Origin of the sequence: Candidatus Dactylopiibacterium carminicum (assembly GCF_014736495.1) — a bacterium.
In the GTDB taxonomy this organism is placed as follows: domain Bacteria; phylum Pseudomonadota; class Gammaproteobacteria; order Burkholderiales; family Rhodocyclaceae; genus Uliginosibacterium; species Uliginosibacterium carminicum.
On the sequence record NZ_MDUX01000070.1, the window covers coordinates 1 to 15458 of the forward strand.

Genomic DNA, 15458 nt, shown 5'->3' on the forward strand with positions numbered 1-15458 from the left:
GAAAAACAGTATTTCATGAAGCTCGGGGCTGTCTAGGAAACCCGGGGCGATTCAGTTTATGCCGCACGGCTGCGCACGGCGATTCAGGAGGTTGAAAGCGCACTCGTCACGCTGGAGAGCACTGCCCAGCGCGGCGAGGGGGCCAGGCGTGCCGTCGAGGGTTTCGAGCGCGCCTGGCAGGCGACCGATGCGGCTTATCGCGCCGGTGCTTCCAGCCTGTTCGATCTGGAGGATGCCCGCCGCAGCCAGGTCGCTGCGCAGAGCGCGTTGATCGAGCTGCAGCGCGAGCGCCTGCTCGCCTGGATCTCGCTCTACCGGGCCATGGGGGGCGGATGGACACAGGCCTCCCCGAACCCCGCTGCCGAGCACCCGGCCCCGATTTTCAACCGTTTCGTCGGCGCCCAGACGGCACCGGCAGAGATCAGGAACTGATGATGAAAAGATTGAAAGGGTTCGCACTGCCGGTGGCGGGTATCGCGTCTGCCGGCCTGATTCTCATGCTCGCGTTGTCGATGGCGAAATCTCAGGACAGGTCCGCGCAGGAAGATGCTGGACACGCTGCCTTGACGGTGACCGCCGCCGGATTGCAGCCCGCCACGATGCCGCTGCGGATTGCTGCCGGTGGCAACATCATGGCCTGGCAGGAGGCCAGCATCGGCACTGAGGCCAGCGGCATGCGGCTGGTCGAGGTCCGCGTGAATGTGGGGGATGCCGTGCGTCGTGGCCAGTTGCTGGCGAGCTTCGCTGCCGAAACGGTGGCAGCGGAATTGGCGCAAGCCCGTGCCGCGCTTGCCGAGGCCGATGTGGCGCTTGCCGACGCAGCGGCAAACGCCTGGCGCGCCCGCGTGCTGCAGGAAAGCGGTGCCCTGTCGGCGCAGCAGATCCAGCAATACATGCTGGCCGAGCGTGCCGTGCAGGCACGGCTGGAGGCCGCCAGGGCTCTGGAAACCGTGCAGCAGGTGAAGCTTGCCCAGACCCGGATCCACGCGCCGGACGATGGCCTCATTTCCGCACGGTCGGCCAGCGTCGGTGCCGTAATGCCGGCGGGGCAGGAGCTTTTCCGCCTGATCCGGGGCGGGCGGCTCGAATGGCGTGCCGAAGTGTCGGCAGCCGATCTGGCCAGGCTCAGGCCCGGGCAGACGGTGCGTCTCGCGTCCGCGGAGGGCAGCCCCATCGAGGGGCGCTTGCGGAAGCTGGCCCCGGTGATCGATCTCCAGACGCGTAACGGTCTGGCCTACGTGGATCTGGCCCCTGACAGTCGCGTGCGTGCCGGGATGTTCGTGCGTGGCGAATTCGAACTGGGCACGGATGAGGTGATGACGCTGCCGCAAAGCGCCGTGCTGCTGCACGAAGGGTTCAGCTATGTGATGCGTATCGGGCAGGATTCCCGTGTGACCCAGACCAAGGTGATCGCGGGGCGCCACTTCGGGGAGCGCATCGAGATCGTCCGTGGCTTGGGCGTGGAGGATCGTGTGGTGGCCTCGGGCGCTGCCTTTCTGGGCGATGGCGACCGCGTTCGCGTGGTGGAAGCCGGGAGCAGCGCGGTTTCCGTGCTTTCCGGGCGAGAGGCGCAGCCATGAATACGAACGTCTCTACGTGGTCCATCCGCAATCCGGTGCCGGTCGTGCTGCTTTTCATCCTGCTGACGCTGGGCGGGCTGCTGGGTTTCGCGGCCATGAAAGTGCAGAACTTTCCTGACATGGATCTGCCTGTCGTCACCGTGACGGCCTCCTTGCCCGGCGCTTCAGCCTCCCAGATGGAAGCGGAGGTGGCACGCAGGATCGAGGATTCGCTGGCGACCCTTCAAGGCATCAAGCATATCCAGAGCCGCCTGAGCGACGGGCAGGCCAGCCTCACCGTCGAATTCCATCTCGAAAAGCCGGTGCAGGAGGCGGTGGATGAGGTGCGCGATGCGGTGTCGCGGGTGCGCAGCGATCTGCCGGCCGATCTGCGCGATCCGGTGATCCAGAAGGTGGCGCTTTCGGGCTCGCCGATCCTGACCTATACCGTCGCCTCGACGCGGATGGACGACGAAGCCCTGTCCTGGTTTGTCGATCAGCCGCTGACCCGGGCGCTGCTCGCCGTGCCCGGCGTGGGGGCTGTCACGCGTGTCGGCGGCGTCAGCCGGGAAGTGCGGGTGGATCTGATGCCCGAGCGGCTGCTCGCGCTGAATACGACGGCGGCGGATATCTCGCGCCAGCTCCGGCAGGTACAGCAGGAGGCCTCGGGCGGGCGTATCGAGCTGGGCGGCGCCGAGCAGTCGGTGCGCGTGCTGGCCACGGTCCGGACGGCCCGGGAGATCGGCACCCTCGAACTTGCGCTCAGCGACGGACGCCGCATCCGGCTCGATCAGCTGGCAACGGTGAGCGATACCGTGGCCGAGCCCCGCGCGATGGCTTTGCTCGACGGTGCGCCGGTGGTGGGGTTCGAGATCGTCCGCGCCAGAGGGGCGAGCGAGCTTGAAGTTGCCGAGGGGGTGCGTGGCGCGCTGGCCGCGCTGCTGTCCGCCAACCCGGGGGTCACGGCTACGGAGGCATTCAACAGGGTCGATCCCGTGGCCGAAAATTACAGTGGATCGATGCGCCTGCTCTACGAGGGCGCGGCATTGGCCGTGCTGGTGGTCTTCCTGTTCCTGCGCGATGGGCGCGCGACTCTGGTGGCCGCGGTCGCGCTGCCGCTCTCCGTGATTCCGAGCTTCATGCTGATGCACTGGATGGGGTTCACGCTCAACACCGTCACGCTGTTGTCGCTCTCGCTGGTGGTAGGTGTGCTGGTCGACGATGCCATCGTCGAGATCGAGAACATCGAGCGCCACCTGTTGATGGGCAAAACGCCACGCCAGGCCGCCATGGATGCCGCGACGGAGATCGGCCTGGCCGTGATCGCGACCACCTTCACCCTGATCGCCGTCTTCCTGCCCACGGCATTCATGAGCGGCATCGTGGGCAAATTCTTTGTCCAGTTTGGCTGGACGGCGGCCACCGCCGTGTTCTTCTCGCTCGTGGTTGCCCGCATGCTCACCCCGATGATGGCCTCCCGCTTCCTGCTCCGGCCAGCGCAAAAGCTTGCACATGAGCCGGCGTGGCTCCTGCACTATCTCCGGCTGGCGCATGGGTGCCTGCGCCACCGCAGGCTGACCGTAGCCGCCGCCACCGCCATCCTTGTCTGTGGCCTGGGCTTGGGCCTGTCGTTACCGACCGCGTTCATGCCCTCCGACGACGATGCGCAGACCCAGGTGACCCTCACGCTCCCACCGGGCAGCGGGCTGCGCGAAACGGCGCGGCTGGCCAAACGCGCCCGCAAGATGCTCGAACCCAACGCGCATGTCATCCGCGTCTATACCGCCATTGGCGGTGGCAGCACCGGCGGCGGGGCGGTCGAGACCACGCCCTCGGCCGCATCCGACGTGCGAACGGCGGTGCTCACGCTGAGCCTGACGCCGCGCGCGCAGCGGGGCGGGGTGCACAGGCAGGAGATCGAGCGGCAATTGCGCGAGACGCTAGTGATGTTGCCCGGGGCCCGGGTGGCGGTCGGCATGGAGGGCTCCAGCGAGAAGTACGCATTGGTGTTGTCCGGCGAGGATGGCCAGGCGCTGGAGCGGCATGCCCGTCAGGTGGTGCGCGAATTGCGGCGTCTGCCGGGGATCGGCGCCGTCACCTCCAGCGCCAGCCTCATGCGCCCGGAACTGGTCGTCAGACCCGATTTCGCCCGCGCGGCGGATCTTGGCGTCTCCGCCGCCGCCATGGCCGAGACGCTGCGCACCGCCACGCTCGGCGACTACGAGCAGAACCTCGCGAAACTGCATCTGGATCAAAGGCAGGTGCCGGTGATGGTGCGCCTGGCCGCCGACGCACGCAGGGATCTGGAAATGCTCAAACGCCTGCCGGTTTCCGGCGCACATGGGCCGGTGGCGCTGGAGAACCTTGCAAGCCTGGAGATCGGCAGCGGCCCGTCGGAAATCACGCGCCATGACCGCATGCGGAACATCAATATCGAGGTCGAGCTCAATGGCCGTGCCCTGGGGGAAGTCGAGCAGGCGGTGCTGGCACTGCCTTCCTTGCAGAAACTGCCGCCCGGCCTCCGGCTCGGAGGGCTCGGCGAAGCCGAAGATCTGGCCGCGCTGATGACGGGATTCGGTGTGGCCATGCTGATCGGCGTGCTGTGCATCTACATGGTGCTGGTGCTGCTGCTCAAGGATTTCATCCAGCCCGGCACGATCCTGACGGCACTCGTGCTGTCGGTGCCTGGCGCCATGCTGGCGCTGTTCCTGACCGGGGGCGCACTGTCCATGCCGTCCCTGATCGGCTTGATCATGCTGATGGGTGTCGCGACGAAGAATGCCATCCTGCTGATCGACTACATCCTCATCGCCCGCCGTGAGCATGGCCTGGGCCGCGAGGCCGCCATCCTCGACGCCTGCCGGAAACGCGCGCGACCCATCATCATGACCACGCTCGCCATGGGCGGCGGCATGCTGCCGGTCGCGCTGGGGCTGGGAGGCGACCCGGGTTTCCGGGTGCCGATGGCAGTCGTGGTGATCGGCGGGCTGCTCACCTCGACCTTCCTCAGCCTGCTGGTCATCCCGGTGGTCTACAGCGCCGTGGATGACGGCGTGCAGTGGGCCGCCCGCCGCTTCGGCCGGGCACGCCGGATGGAGGCGGCCTGAATCAGCGGTGTGCCGATCAGCGAACTTCCGTCTGGGCGCGGGCTTCCTTGCGCCCGTGCAGATACCAGTAGGCGGGCAGCGTCAGCAATGCCAGCACGGCCATGGCGCCGTAGAGCGCGCGGAAGCCCGTGTGCGGCACCAGCAGGCCGAGAAAGTACGGGCCGAAACCCAGTCCGGCGTCGAGGAAGATGAACCAGGTCGAGGTGGCCAGACCCATGCGTGTGGGGCCGGCCATCTTGATCGCTACTGCCTGGCTCACTGACTGGATGTTGCCGAAGCCCAGCCCGATCAGGGCCGTTGCGGCCAGCAGCATCAGGCTGTTCTGGGCCAGGGCCACGAGCAGCATGCCTGCGGCGAGCAACAGCAGGCAGGGCGGCAGGATCGGATTGGCGCCGCGGCGGTCCAGCAGGCGGCCCACGAATGGCCGCGATATGAGAATGACCACCGAATAGGCCACGAAGAAGAAGCTTGCCGCGCCGCTCAGGCCGGCCGACCGGGAGAACGCGCCAAGATAGGCGAGTATGGCGGCATAACAGAGGGAGGCCAGAAAAGTGATCAAGGCGATGGGCACCGCTTTGCGTTCGAGCAGCTCACTCAGGGTGAAGCGCAGGGGAGGCCGGGGGGTGGCTGCCACCTGCGTGCCAGTCTGCTTCGGCCGGCCGTGGATGGGCAGGGCGCACAGGCATGCCAGCAGCGAAGCGGCACTGCATGCGATGAAGATCACACCGAAGCCGGCGTGGTTCATCAGGAACAAGCCGAGAAAGGGGCCGATGGCCGAGGCGAATGTGGTGCTCAGGCTGAAGTAGCCGACGCCTTCTCCCTTGCGTGCCGGGGGAATGCTGTACGCCATGATCGAGCCCACGGCCGTGCCCGCCACGCCGAGCGCAATCCCGTGCAGCAGGCGTATGCCGATGAGCGTGGCCATGTCCTGAATGAAGTGGTAGGACATAGTCATCAGCGTGAAAGCGATCGCGCTGATGACCAGCATGGGTTTGCCACCCACCCGGTCCACCAGCTGGCCGGTTGCCAGCCGACCGATCAGGGAACCGACGATGAAAGAGCCCACGGCCAGCCCGCCAGCGCTGATCGAGGCGTGCAGCACGTCAACCGCATAGGGGCCGATGATGACGACCAGCAGGTAGAAAACCAGGATTCCGAGAAAATTGAAGATCGCCGAGAGCAGGAAGTCCCGGTTCCAGAGTGCGGCAGGCGTAGTCATGAAATTCGGTGACGGCGGATCGAATCCACCGGATGGGAGGTGATGCGGGGGAGTAGCGATTTTAGGCCGCATGGCCCGCCAATTCCACTGCGCCTTGTGAGAGCCTGTCGGCCCGATGAGTCACCGAGCCGTATGCCCGGATGCGTCGTGCGCACCGGCGGTTAGAACAGACTGAACTGCTTTTGCTCGCTGCCTGGCTTGCGCGGGGGCGTGGCCTGCAAGTGCAGCAGCGTTGGCGCGATGTCGTCCAGGAAAGGCGAGGGCGGTGGCGTGCGGCGCTGGCCGCGCCAGCTGCGTTCACGGGCGCGGGTGAGGAAAAGGCGATCCTTGGCGCGGGTGAGCGCCACGTAGAAGAGGCGGCGCTCCTCGGCCAGGTTCTCGGGGTCGGTCCCGGTCTCCGTGGCGCCCCAGGTGAGCGGGATCAGGCCGTGCTCGACGCCGACCACGAACACCACCGGGAACTCCAGCCCCTTGGCCGCATGCAAGGTCAGCAGCGAGACGCGATCGGCGCGGGCGTCCCGGAAATCCGCTTCGGTGGAGAGCGCGACCTGCTCGCGCAGCTGTACTTCGCCGCTTGCCTCGCTTGCAAGGGCCATCAGCCAATGGAGCGCTTCGCTCAGGGCTGCCTGGCCGACATCATCCTGCAGCGGGCGCAGTGCTTCGGCTGCCGCTGCGATGTGCGCGGGCAGCGCCGCCGCCGATAGACCGACCGCCTGCTGCTGCAATTGCGCCAGCAACGCTTCCACGCCGGAATGGCCGGCCAGCGGCGCGGGCGAACTCTTCGCACAGGGGATGCCGGCGCGATCCAGCGCTTCGCGTATCGCGGCGGCTTGTGCATCGGTGCGATAGAGCACGGCGAAGTCCGCGAAGCCCAGCGATCGTCCGTCTGGTGCCGCCGCGCCCTTGCGATTCGCGGCGAGCATGTCGTGGCCGCCGAGCAGGCTTTCGATCGTGGCGGCGACGAAATCGGCTTCGGCGCGTTCATCCGCTGCGACGTACAGGGTGAGCGGCGCTTGCATCGGGCGGGTGATGTCTTCCGGGTTGCCGTGGCCGATGACCTGGCTGGCCGCGCTGACGATACTGCCGGTGGAGCGGTAGTTGCGCCCCAGGCGCAGGCTGCGGGTGCCGGCACAATCCTGCGCAAGGCGATCGAAGCAGGTGGCATCCGCGCCGCGGAAACCGTAGATCGCCTGATCCGGGTCACCGATGGCGCAGAGGCTGGCAGCCTCCGGTGCGAGCAACTGCAGCAGCCGGTACTGGCTGGTGTCCACATCCTGGAATTCATCGACGCAGATATGGCGGAACCGTTGCCGCCAGCGGCGGGCGATGGCGTCGTCGCCTGCCAGGATCTGCACCGGCAGGGCGACGAGATCGTCGAAATCGATCCAGTGAGCGGCCCGGGATAGCGCTTGATGTGCTGCGAAGGCGCTGGCGGTTTCCTCGTCAGCGGGCGTGCCGCCGGTGCGCTTGAGCAGCGAGATGCGTTTGAGCAGGCGCTGCGCCTGGCGTTTGTCGATCCCCAGTCTTTCCGCCAGCAGGGCGCCGCGCTCGCGCTCGTCGGCAATGCGGAAATCCGCGGGCAGGCCGGCAGCATTGCCTTCGGCGTGCAGCAGGGCGAGGCCCAGCGAATGGAAGGTATGGATGGCGCATCCGTCGGCTTCGCCGGGCAGCAGCGCGCTCAGGCGCGTGTGCAGCTCTTCTGCCGCACGGCGGGTGAAGGTGATCGCAAGGCAGGCCTGGGCGGGTTCGCCAAGTTCGCGGACCAGATGGGCGATGCGATGCGTGAGCATGCGCGTCTTGCCCGAGCCGGGGCCGGCGGTGACGATCAGCGTGCCGCTCACGGCTGCAGCGGCTTCGGCCTGCTCGGCATCGAGCGCGGCCAGGATGCCGGTGCGGCCGGAGGGCGCCGGCCTGTCTGGCTGAGACTCTGGCGGCGGGGGAACTTCAGCCCTGGCTTGTGCGGCTTTGCCAGCGCGTTTGCGTGTCGGCAGCGGCAGGTCGAAGAGCATGTCGCCCCGGGTGAGGCGATCCAGCTCGCCTTCCTCGAACAGGCGGATCACACCGTATTCGCCGTCATAGCCGGCTTCGCGGATCACGCGGCCGGCGCGTAGCCTTTCCACGGCTTCACCCAACAGGGGGTGCGCCTGGCGGATGTCTTCCAGCGGTGCCTCGCCGAGCACGCTGAAATCTGCCCCGAGCCGTGCCGAGACGCGGTCGTAGGCCTGCGTCACGCTTTGCGAGGCAACGCCGCTGCCCAGAATTTCGGCCAGCATCTCGGGCAGGGGCACCAGGCTGCTCACGCTGCCGGCAGTGGCCGGCGGCAGAGGGCTGGCGCGGTCTGCCAGCGTTTCGATGCGGTGCGCCACGCCTACCGTTACCGGCTTGCCGCATACCGGGCAGAGGCCGCCATGGGCCTGTGTTTCGCGGGGATCGAGGCGCACGCCGCAGGCGCGGTGCCCGTCCATGTGGTACTTGCCTTCCTCGGGGAAGAATTCGACCGTGCCGACATAGCCATCGCCCGTTTCCAGCGCACGGCGCATGGCGTGATAGTCCGCCGCGCAGGAAAAGCGCGTGGCCTCGCGGCCCAGCTTGGCGGGCGAATGCGCGTCGGAGTTGGAGATCAGGCGAAAGCCATCCAGCGAGGAGACGCGCCAGTTCATCTCCGGATCGGAGGATAGGCCGGTTTCCACCGCGAAGATGTGGCCGGCCAGATCGCCATAGCATTCCTGGATCGAGTCGAAACCGGACTGCGAGCCCAGGGCCGCGAACCAGGGCGTCCAGATATGGGCAGGAACGAGATAGGCTTGCGGGCCGGATTGCAGCACCACTTCGAGCAGGTCGCGCGAATCCAGGCCAAGAATGGGGCGGCCATCCGAGGCGATGTTGCCGATGCGCGCGAGGCTGGCGGCCAGCCGGTCCGCCGTGGTGAAATCCGGCGCATAGACCACGTGATGGACCTTGCGCGTGCGCTCGCCTTTCTTGTAGATGGTCGATATTTCGGTGGAGAGCATGAAGCGCACCGGCGTGCGGCAACTGGGCGGCAGGCTTTTCAGCACCTCGGCCTCGATTTCCGGACGCAGGGCGAAGAGGCCGTTGCCATCCGGCAGCAGTTTTTCCTTCAGCTCCGCCAGCCATGCCGGATGCACGCAATCGCCGGTCGCCACCACCGCGATGCCTTTGCGTGCCGCCCACCAGGCGAGATGCTCCAGATCCAGATCGCGGCTGGTGGCGCGGGAATACTTGGAGTGGATGTGCAGGTCGGCGTGAAAGGGCATGACGGGCGAGGCGTGAGGCGGGCGAGAGCCTGAAGATTACCGCTTGCCGGCGGCAGGCGTGAAGGCCGCGCGGCAGCGGCTGACGTGCCGGTGCGAGTCCGGTATCCTCGGCGCTCGTGGCCTGTGAGGATGAGGAGTATCGACATGGCCGTCGTACGTGTGTTTGCGAAATTCCTGCCCGCCGCTCTGGTGGGCTTTGCGCGGAAACTGCGTTTTCCGAATCTTTTCCTGCTCGTTCTGGGGCTTTTCGTGGTCGATCTGATCCTGCCGGATTTCATTCCTTTCATCGACGAAATCCTGTTGGGTTTGGGCTCGCTGCTGCTGGCGGCCTGGAAACAACGCGGGAGCAAGTCATGAGCACGCAGGACGAAGTCTTCATGCATGTGGCGCTGGAACTGGCGCGCGAGGCCGGCAGCCTGGGCGAGGTGCCGGTCGGCGCGGTGGTGGTGCGCGAGGGCGAGATCGTCGGGCGCGGCTTCAACCAGCCCATCGGCCGCCACGATCCCACGGCGCATGCCGAGGTGATGGCCTTGCGCGATGCGGCGAAAAATCTTTCCAACTATCGGCTGCCGGGGTGCGCGCTGTACGTGACGCTGGAGCCCTGCGCGATGTGCAGCGGCGCGATCTTCCACGCCCGGATCGCCCGCGTGGTGTTCGGTGCGCGCGATCTGAAGACCGGTGTGGCCGGCAGCGTGTTCGATCTCTATGCCGAGCAGCGCCTCAATCATCACGCCACGATAGAAGGGGGCGTGCTGGCCGAGGAATGCGGCGGCCTGCTGTCGGCATTCTTCTCCGCCCGGCGCGGGCGGGTGATGACGGCATAGGGGCAAGACCGCCCAACGATGGCGGCCTGTCTGCACTCAGACTGCGTCTTGTCTGGACGCCTGATTCCGTTTTTGCATCCGTACCGGCCGCTCGGCCTGGATGCGGGCGCGCAACTGGCCACAGCCGCCTTCCACGTCCTGCCCGGCCGAATCGCGCAGCTTGGTGAGCACGCCCCGGCGGTGCAGTTGGCGCGCGATGGCTTCGGCGGCCTCCCAGGCCGGGCGGCAGAAGCGATCATTCTCGGTGGCGTTGTAGGGAATCATGTTCATGATCGCGTACTTGCCCTTGAGCAGGCGCACGATGCCGTCGAGTTCTTCCGCCGTGTCATTGATGCCTTCAAGCAGCGTCCATTGATACTGGATCGGATAGCCCGTGGCCCGCGCGTAGGCTTCGCCGAGCCCGACCAGCGCTTTTGGTGCCATGCGCGGAGCGCGGGGCAGCAGTTCCGCGCGCAGATCGGCACGCGTGGTGTGCAATGACAGCGCCAGTGCAGGTTTGACCTGCCCCTGCGGCAGCCGCTCGAAAACACGTGGATCGCCCACGGTGGAAAAGACCAGATTCTTGTGGCCGATATCGCCCAGCGTGCCGAGCAGATCGATGGCTTCGAGCACGTTTTCCAGATTGTGCGCGGGCTCGCCCATGCCCATGAAGACGACTTTCTTCACGTGGCGATGCATTCGCCCGAGCACCACCTGCGCCACGATCTCGGCGCTGCCGAGCTGACGCAGCAGGCCATCGCGCCCGGTCATGCAGAACACGCAGCCCACCGCGCAGCCGACCTGGCTGGAAATGCACAGGCCGTCGCGCGGCAGCAGCACGCTTTCCACGCTGTCGCCGCCTTGCAGCCCGACCAGCAGACGCGCCGAACCATCGGCGCCCGGGTGCTCGCTTTGCAGCTGCGCCAGCGCATGAAGCTCGGCCTGCAGCGCTGGCAGGGCTTCGCGTACGGTTCTGGGCAGCACATCCTCGGCACGCCTGCAGCCGGCATCCAGCGGCAGGCCTTGCAGCCAGGCACGCAAGATGCGGCGTTCGTGCTCGGGCTTGGCGCCCAGCGCCTGCAGGCGCTGGCGGAGACTGGCGATCTGCATGCTCAATCCGGCCGGCTCTGGCTGCGCAGCACCTGGCGTGCGGCTTCGAGCCCGGAACGTACGGCGGATTCGATCGTGGCGGGGTAAGGCGAATTGATGTAGTCGCCCGCCAGGAACAGATTCTTCACCGGTGTGAGCGTGCGCGGCCGGATCACGCCGGGCCGACAGGCGAAGGTGGCGCGTTTCTCGGTGATGACCTGCGACCAGCTTGGTGCGCGCAGCTTGCGCTGCGGGAACAGGGCTTCCACGGCGCGATGGGTGTCCAGCACCAGATCCTCGCGCGAGAGCGCATGTTGTGGCCCGCTGGCCGAGATCACGCCTGCCAGCAACCCCTGCTCGCCGGTGATGGCCTGCTTGTCGAACAGCCACTGCACCTGGCAGCCGCTGGGCTGGATCATCGGCTCGGGCAGGCGTACCGGCTCGTCGTAGCGCAGATAGACCGTCGTGATCGGTTCGTAGGGCAGCTCGTCGATTTGCGCGCGCAGCCGTGTGAGTTCGTCGAAACCGGCGAGCAGCGCGCTGGCGTGATACGGCGCGGTGGCCACGATCACGTGCGTGAACACTGCCGAGCCGCCGGGGTCTCCCTCGAGATGGAAACCGCCCGCCACCTTGCAAACCTGCTTGATCGGCGTAGCGATGAGGATTTCCTGGCTATGCCGCGCCAGATACTGGCCGGCGGCCACGGGCAGCAGCTCGGTGAGATCCACGCGCGGCAGCAGCATCTCGGAGGCCGAGGCAGCGGCTCCCACGGAGTCGCGCAGCACGTTGGCGAATACCTGGGCCGAGGCCTCCTTGAGCGGTGTGTTGAGCGCGGCGAGGCACAGCGGCTCCCACATCAGCTCGACCAGCAGCGGCGTCTGGCGCGTGCGGGCCAGCAGTTCGCTGACCGGGTAATCCTCGCCGAGCACGTAGTGGCGTCGCTTCAGATAGCGCATCAGGCGCAGCAGCGCAAAGCGGTCCGCCCAGGATAGCTCGCGGCTTTTCAGCAGCCCCACCGCCAGATGGAAAGGCGCCGGCAGGCTGGCCGCGCGCAGATCGAGTCGGCCCGGTACATGCAGCACGAAGGGCAGGGAGAGCAGGCGCTTGGGGCTGACGCCGAGAAGGCGCAGCAGGCGCAGGGTTTCGGTATAGGCGCCGAGCAGGATGTGCTGGCCGTTATCCAGCCGCAGGCCGTCCTTCTCCACCACGCGCCCGCGCCCGCCCATCACGCGCGAGGATTCGAACACGGCCACTTCCGCACCCGCGCGGGTCAGCTCGACGGCAGCGGCGAGGCCGGCATAACCGGCACCGATGATGGCAATGCGGGGGGTCATGGTGAGGTAATTGAGGCCGTTTCAAAATCGTGCAAATTGCGCGGAGCATATCCAAAGATTCGGAATGCCGAGCGTCCTTTCACATAGTCCAGGCCAATCGTTTGAAGTACGGATTCAATCAGTGCCGAGTGATCTTCTGTGATGTGAGGAACCAATGTCGCCCTGTGTTTGATCCTCAAAAAGCTGATTTCCAGCCATTCGATCGAGGACAATGGATAAGGTAGGTGGAAATGCCACTCGGAGTCCCAATTCGAAACGTGGGCGCTGTCGATACGTTTAAAGCGATGCTCAGGACGATAGTCGGTCTGGGCCCGTACCCATAGGATCAGCTCATCCCACTTCGTGTCATTTGCCAGTCCTCCCAATCTTCGTTCGGAAGCAACCTTCTTCAGCCGGTTTCGCTCATCTTGAAAACGGGCGTTTCTGGCATTCCTGGCCAAGATAGTGTCGAAGTCGACGGTCATGATTATCGGCTCTTGTTGTGAGTGATCAGCTCTTCACCCACGCCTTCAGTGCCAGCCACAGCTTGCGCAGCGGCGTCAGCGAGATGCGGTGGGTCAGCACGCGGCAGCCATCGGTCTGCACTTCACGCAGGGTTTCGCGGTAGATCGCAGCCATGATCAGGCCGGCGCGCTGGCCCTTGCGGTCTTCCGGTGGAAGCAAGGCGAGCGCCTGGTCGTAATACTGCTGGGCGCGTTCGATCTGGAAGACCATGAGACGCTGGAAGTTTTCGCTGTCGCGGGCTTCCAGGATGTCCTTCGCCGGCACCTGGAATTGCTCCAGCTCGGCCACCGGCAGATAGATGCGCCCACGGCGCGCATCTTCGCCGACGTCGCGGATGATGTTGGTGAGCTGGAAAGCGATGCCCAGATCATGGGCATATTTCAGCGTCTGCCGGTTGGTATAGCCGAAGATTTCGGCGGCAAGCAGGCCGACCACGCTGGCCACGCGGTAGCAATACAGCTGCAGCGCCTTGAAGTCGGCATACCGGGCCTGTTCGAAGTCCATCTGCATGCCGTCGATGATCTCCAGCAACTGCTCCTGCGGCAGACGGAAGTCGCGCACCACAGGCTGCAATGCCTGGCCGACCGGGTGCTCCGGCTGACCGGTGTAGACCTTGCCGACCTCCATGCGCCACCAGTCGAGCTGGCGTGCGGCAACTTCCGGATCGCTAGTTTCGTCGACCACATCGTCCACTTCGCGGCAGAAGGCGTACAGCGCGGTGATGGCGCGGCGGCGTTCGGGCGTGAGAAAGCGGAAACTGTAGTAGAAGCTGGAGCCACTGGCAGCGGCCTTCTGTTCGCAATAGTCGTCAGGCGTCATTTCATCTCATCCACAGCGCCCGCCAGGCGAGCAGCAGCCAGTCCGGCCTGCCGAGCACCGGGCGCTGGCGGAATACATCGTAACCGGCTGCTTCTATCCTCTCCAGGATACGCAGGCCCCCCTGCACGACCAGCCGTAGCTCCCAGCCGACGCGGCCAGGGAGCGCCGTAGCCAGTGGCGCACCTTCCAGCATCATGGCGCGCGCACGTTGCACTTCGAAGCGCATCAGCGCGCGGAAGCGCTCGTCCGCCTGTGCGGCGGCGCTCTGCGTTTCCGTGACGCCGAAGCGCGCGAGGCTGTCCTGCGGCAGGTAGACGCGGGCCTTGGCCCAGTCCACACCGACGTCCTGCCAGAAATTGATCAATTGCAGTGCCGAGCAGATGAGGTCCGAGCGGCGCAGGTTGTCGGCACCGGTCTGACGGTACAGATGCAGCAGCAGGCGACCCACGGGATTCGCCGAGCGGCGGCAGTAATCGAGCAGTTCCGGGAAGTCTGCGTAGCGCTTCTTCACCACATCCTGGGCAAAGGCATCCAGCAGATCCCGCAGCAAGGGCACCGGTAACTGCCATGCGTGCACGGCACGTGCCAGCCGCGCGAACATCGGATCCGCCGGTGTGTCACCGGCTTCGATCAGGTCGAGCTGCTGCTGATAGGCTGAAAGACCGGCCAGCCGGCCGGATTCATCGGCATCGCCTTCGTCGGCAATGTCGTCAGCGCTGCGCGCAAAGGCATAGATGGCTTCGACCGGCTCGCGCAGAGGGCGCGGCAGGAGCAGGGAAGCGACGGGGAAATTCTCGTAGTGATCGACGCTCATGGCGAAAGAGGCCTTGCGGCCTGGTGCGGCGTTGATGTGTGCTGCTGGTGCCCAGGAAGGGACATTCCTTAGCGGGTCCGCATTCTGCCACATAGCCCCGAATATTGTCGTTTCCCCTGTGTTTTCGCTGGTTTGCGCGTATCTTGGGGCGCAAAAAAAAGCGCATTTTTCCTCTTTTTGCCTGTTCTTATCTCGCGTACTGCCCCAAAATTGCCCCATGACATAGGGGTCGAAATGGCAACGTTTGAGAAGCGGTCCGGAGCGTGGCGCGTTACGGTTCGAAAGAAGGGGGTGCGGCGTTCCGCAACGTTTGCAACGAAGGCGCAGGCTGCGGCCTGGGCTTTGAGTGTAGAGGCTGAAGCGGATAATGTGGCGGCGGGTGGGGTGCCTCGCAGGACCGTGCGGGAAGCGCTCAAGCGTTTTCTGGAAGAGGAGAGTCCGAAACGTCGCGGACATGCTTGGGAGTCTGTCCGAATCAGATCCTGGATGGGACACGTTGATCGACGGACGGGAAAGGTGTCGCGCCAGGAGCTTCCCTGGCTTGAAAAGCAGCTATCGGACATCGGCGCTGATGTGCTGGCCGAATGGCGCAACGCGCGCTTGCAGGTTGTATCTCCGGGGTCCGTTAGACGAGAAATGAATCTGCTGGGCAGCGTGCTTTCCGTTGCGGCCAGAGAGTGGCGATGGATGTCGGAAAACCCGCTGCCCCAGGTGCGTCGGCCATCAATGCCGGCGCACAGAACGCGCCGGATTGGTGATGATGAAATTCAGAGGATTACGCTTGCGCTCGGGTGGGATGGGGAGCGAATCAATACGCTATCGTGCGAGGTGGCCGCTGCGTTTTTGCTCGCGATTGAAACGGCCATGCGCATCGGCGAGCTGCTAGAGCCTGTTCACAGTATCCGGAATGTGTTTACATTCTGGAATTTGGGTGT

At 65.7% G+C, this 15458-nt stretch carries 12 protein-coding genes and 1 pseudogene; 6 read left to right on the forward strand and 7 right to left on the reverse strand.

Features of this window, described 5'->3' with window-relative positions; all coding sequences use genetic code 11:
* Nucleotides 1-69 precede the first annotated feature (69 nt).
* From BGI27_RS15670 to BGI27_RS15680, 3 genes are read left to right on the forward strand one after another with little or no spacing between them, the layout of a single operon-like run.
* Entirely contained in the window at nucleotides 70-432 is a 363-nt protein-coding gene (locus tag BGI27_RS15670; protein ID WP_095525759.1) for a TolC family protein, read from the forward strand.
* A gap of 2 nt (nucleotides 433-434) precedes the next feature.
* The gene (locus BGI27_RS15675; protein WP_223871848.1) at nucleotides 435-1580 is read left to right on the forward strand and encodes an efflux RND transporter periplasmic adaptor subunit; all 1146 of its coding nucleotides are present in this window, start codon (nucleotides 435-437) and stop codon (nucleotides 1578-1580) included.
* The gene (locus tag BGI27_RS15680) at nucleotides 1577-4666 is read left to right on the forward strand and encodes an efflux RND transporter permease subunit (RefSeq protein WP_095525761.1); all 3090 of its coding nucleotides are present in this window, start codon (nucleotides 1577-1579) and stop codon (nucleotides 4664-4666) included. The genes BGI27_RS15675 and BGI27_RS15680 overlap by 4 nt, the downstream gene beginning before the upstream one ends.
* A 16-nt stretch (nucleotides 4667-4682) precedes the next feature.
* Here BGI27_RS15680 and BGI27_RS15685 read toward each other — a convergent pair whose 3' ends face one another.
* Together BGI27_RS15685 and BGI27_RS15690 are read right to left on the reverse strand one after the other, a co-directional pair.
* Nucleotides 4683-5885, reverse strand: a complete 1203-nt coding sequence (locus tag BGI27_RS15685; protein ID WP_095525762.1) for an MFS transporter — start codon at nucleotides 5883-5885, stop codon at nucleotides 4683-4685.
* Between the two features lie 161 nt (nucleotides 5886-6046).
* Nucleotides 6047-9160, reverse strand: a complete 3114-nt coding sequence (locus tag BGI27_RS15690; protein ID WP_095525763.1) for a UvrD-helicase domain-containing protein — start codon at nucleotides 9158-9160, stop codon at nucleotides 6047-6049.
* A 144-nt stretch (nucleotides 9161-9304) separates the two neighbouring features.
* Here BGI27_RS15690 and BGI27_RS15695 point away from each other — a divergent pair, with 144 nt between their 5' ends.
* Both BGI27_RS15695 and tadA read left to right on the forward strand, forming a co-directional pair.
* The gene (locus tag BGI27_RS15695; protein ID WP_095525764.1) at nucleotides 9305-9517 is read left to right on the forward strand and encodes a DUF6116 family protein; all 213 of its coding nucleotides are present in this window, start codon (nucleotides 9305-9307) and stop codon (nucleotides 9515-9517) included.
* Nucleotides 9514-9984 (forward strand): tRNA adenosine(34) deaminase TadA, encoded by a 471-nt coding sequence (tadA, locus tag BGI27_RS15700; RefSeq protein WP_095525765.1) that lies wholly within the window; start codon nucleotides 9514-9516, stop codon nucleotides 9982-9984. The genes BGI27_RS15695 and tadA overlap by 4 nt, the downstream gene beginning before the upstream one ends.
* A gap of 36 nt (nucleotides 9985-10020) precedes the next feature.
* Here the strand turns inward: tadA and BGI27_RS15705 are convergent, their stop codons facing one another.
* The 5 genes from BGI27_RS15705 to hpnC are packed head-to-tail and all read right to left on the reverse strand — an operon-like array spanning nucleotide 10021 to nucleotide 14523.
* Nucleotides 10021-11073, reverse strand: a complete 1053-nt coding sequence (locus tag BGI27_RS15705) for an RNA methyltransferase (protein WP_095525766.1) — start codon at nucleotides 11071-11073, stop codon at nucleotides 10021-10023.
* A gap of 2 nt (nucleotides 11074-11075) precedes the next feature.
* On the reverse strand, nucleotides 11076-12386 hold the full coding sequence (hpnE, locus tag BGI27_RS15710) for a hydroxysqualene dehydroxylase HpnE (RefSeq protein WP_095525767.1): 1311 nt from the start codon (nucleotides 12384-12386) through the stop codon (nucleotides 11076-11078).
* Nucleotides 12383-12850, reverse strand: coding sequence for a DUF6678 family protein (locus BGI27_RS15715; protein WP_095525768.1), 468 nt, complete (start codon nucleotides 12848-12850; stop codon nucleotides 12383-12385). The genes hpnE and BGI27_RS15715 overlap by 4 nt, the downstream gene beginning before the upstream one ends.
* 25 nt (nucleotides 12851-12875) lie before the next feature.
* Nucleotides 12876-13709 carry a presqualene diphosphate synthase HpnD gene (gene hpnD, locus BGI27_RS15720; protein ID WP_095525769.1) on the reverse strand — a complete coding sequence of 278 codons (834 nt, stop codon included), beginning with the start codon at nucleotides 13707-13709 and terminating at the stop codon, nucleotides 12876-12878.
* Between the two features lies 1 nt (nucleotide 13710).
* Nucleotides 13711-14523 (reverse strand): squalene synthase HpnC, encoded by an 813-nt coding sequence (gene hpnC, locus BGI27_RS15725; RefSeq protein WP_095525770.1) that lies wholly within the window; start codon nucleotides 14521-14523, stop codon nucleotides 13711-13713.
* Nucleotides 14524-14757: 234 nt separating this feature from the next.
* Between hpnC and BGI27_RS15730 the strand changes: the two are divergent.
* Nucleotides 14758-15458: pseudogene (locus tag BGI27_RS15730) on the forward strand (hypothetical protein); the annotation flags it as partial.

Bases quoted from the DNA above. Each gene is read 5' to 3' on its own strand.
- BGI27_RS15675 (WP_223871848.1), top strand. From the start codon at position 435: ATGAAAAGATTGAAAGGGTTCGCACTGCCGGTGGCGGGTATCGCGTCT.
- hpnC (WP_095525770.1), bottom strand. From the start codon at position 14,523: ATGAGCGTCGATCACTACGAGAATTTCCCCGTCGCTTCCCTGCTCCTG.
- BGI27_RS15690 (WP_095525763.1), bottom strand. From the start codon at position 9,160: ATGCCCTTTCACGCCGACCTGCACATCCACTCCAAGTATTCCCGCGCC.
- BGI27_RS15680 (WP_095525761.1), top strand. From the start codon at position 1,577: ATGAATACGAACGTCTCTACGTGGTCCATCCGCAATCCGGTGCCGGTC.
- BGI27_RS15695 (WP_095525764.1), top strand. From the start codon at position 9,305: ATGGCCGTCGTACGTGTGTTTGCGAAATTCCTGCCCGCCGCTCTGGTG.
- hpnD (WP_095525769.1), bottom strand. From the start codon at position 13,709: ATGACGCCTGACGACTATTGCGAACAGAAGGCCGCTGCCAGTGGCTCC.
- BGI27_RS15705 (WP_095525766.1), bottom strand. From the start codon at position 11,073: ATGCAGATCGCCAGTCTCCGCCAGCGCCTGCAGGCGCTGGGCGCCAAG.
- BGI27_RS15715 (WP_095525768.1), bottom strand. From the start codon at position 12,850: ATGACCGTCGACTTCGACACTATCTTGGCCAGGAATGCCAGAAACGCC.
- BGI27_RS15685 (WP_095525762.1), bottom strand. From the start codon at position 5,885: ATGACTACGCCTGCCGCACTCTGGAACCGGGACTTCCTGCTCTCGGCG.
- hpnE (WP_095525767.1), bottom strand. From the start codon at position 12,386: ATGACCCCCCGCATTGCCATCATCGGTGCCGGTTATGCCGGCCTCGCC.
- tadA (WP_095525765.1), top strand. From the start codon at position 9,514: ATGAGCACGCAGGACGAAGTCTTCATGCATGTGGCGCTGGAACTGGCG.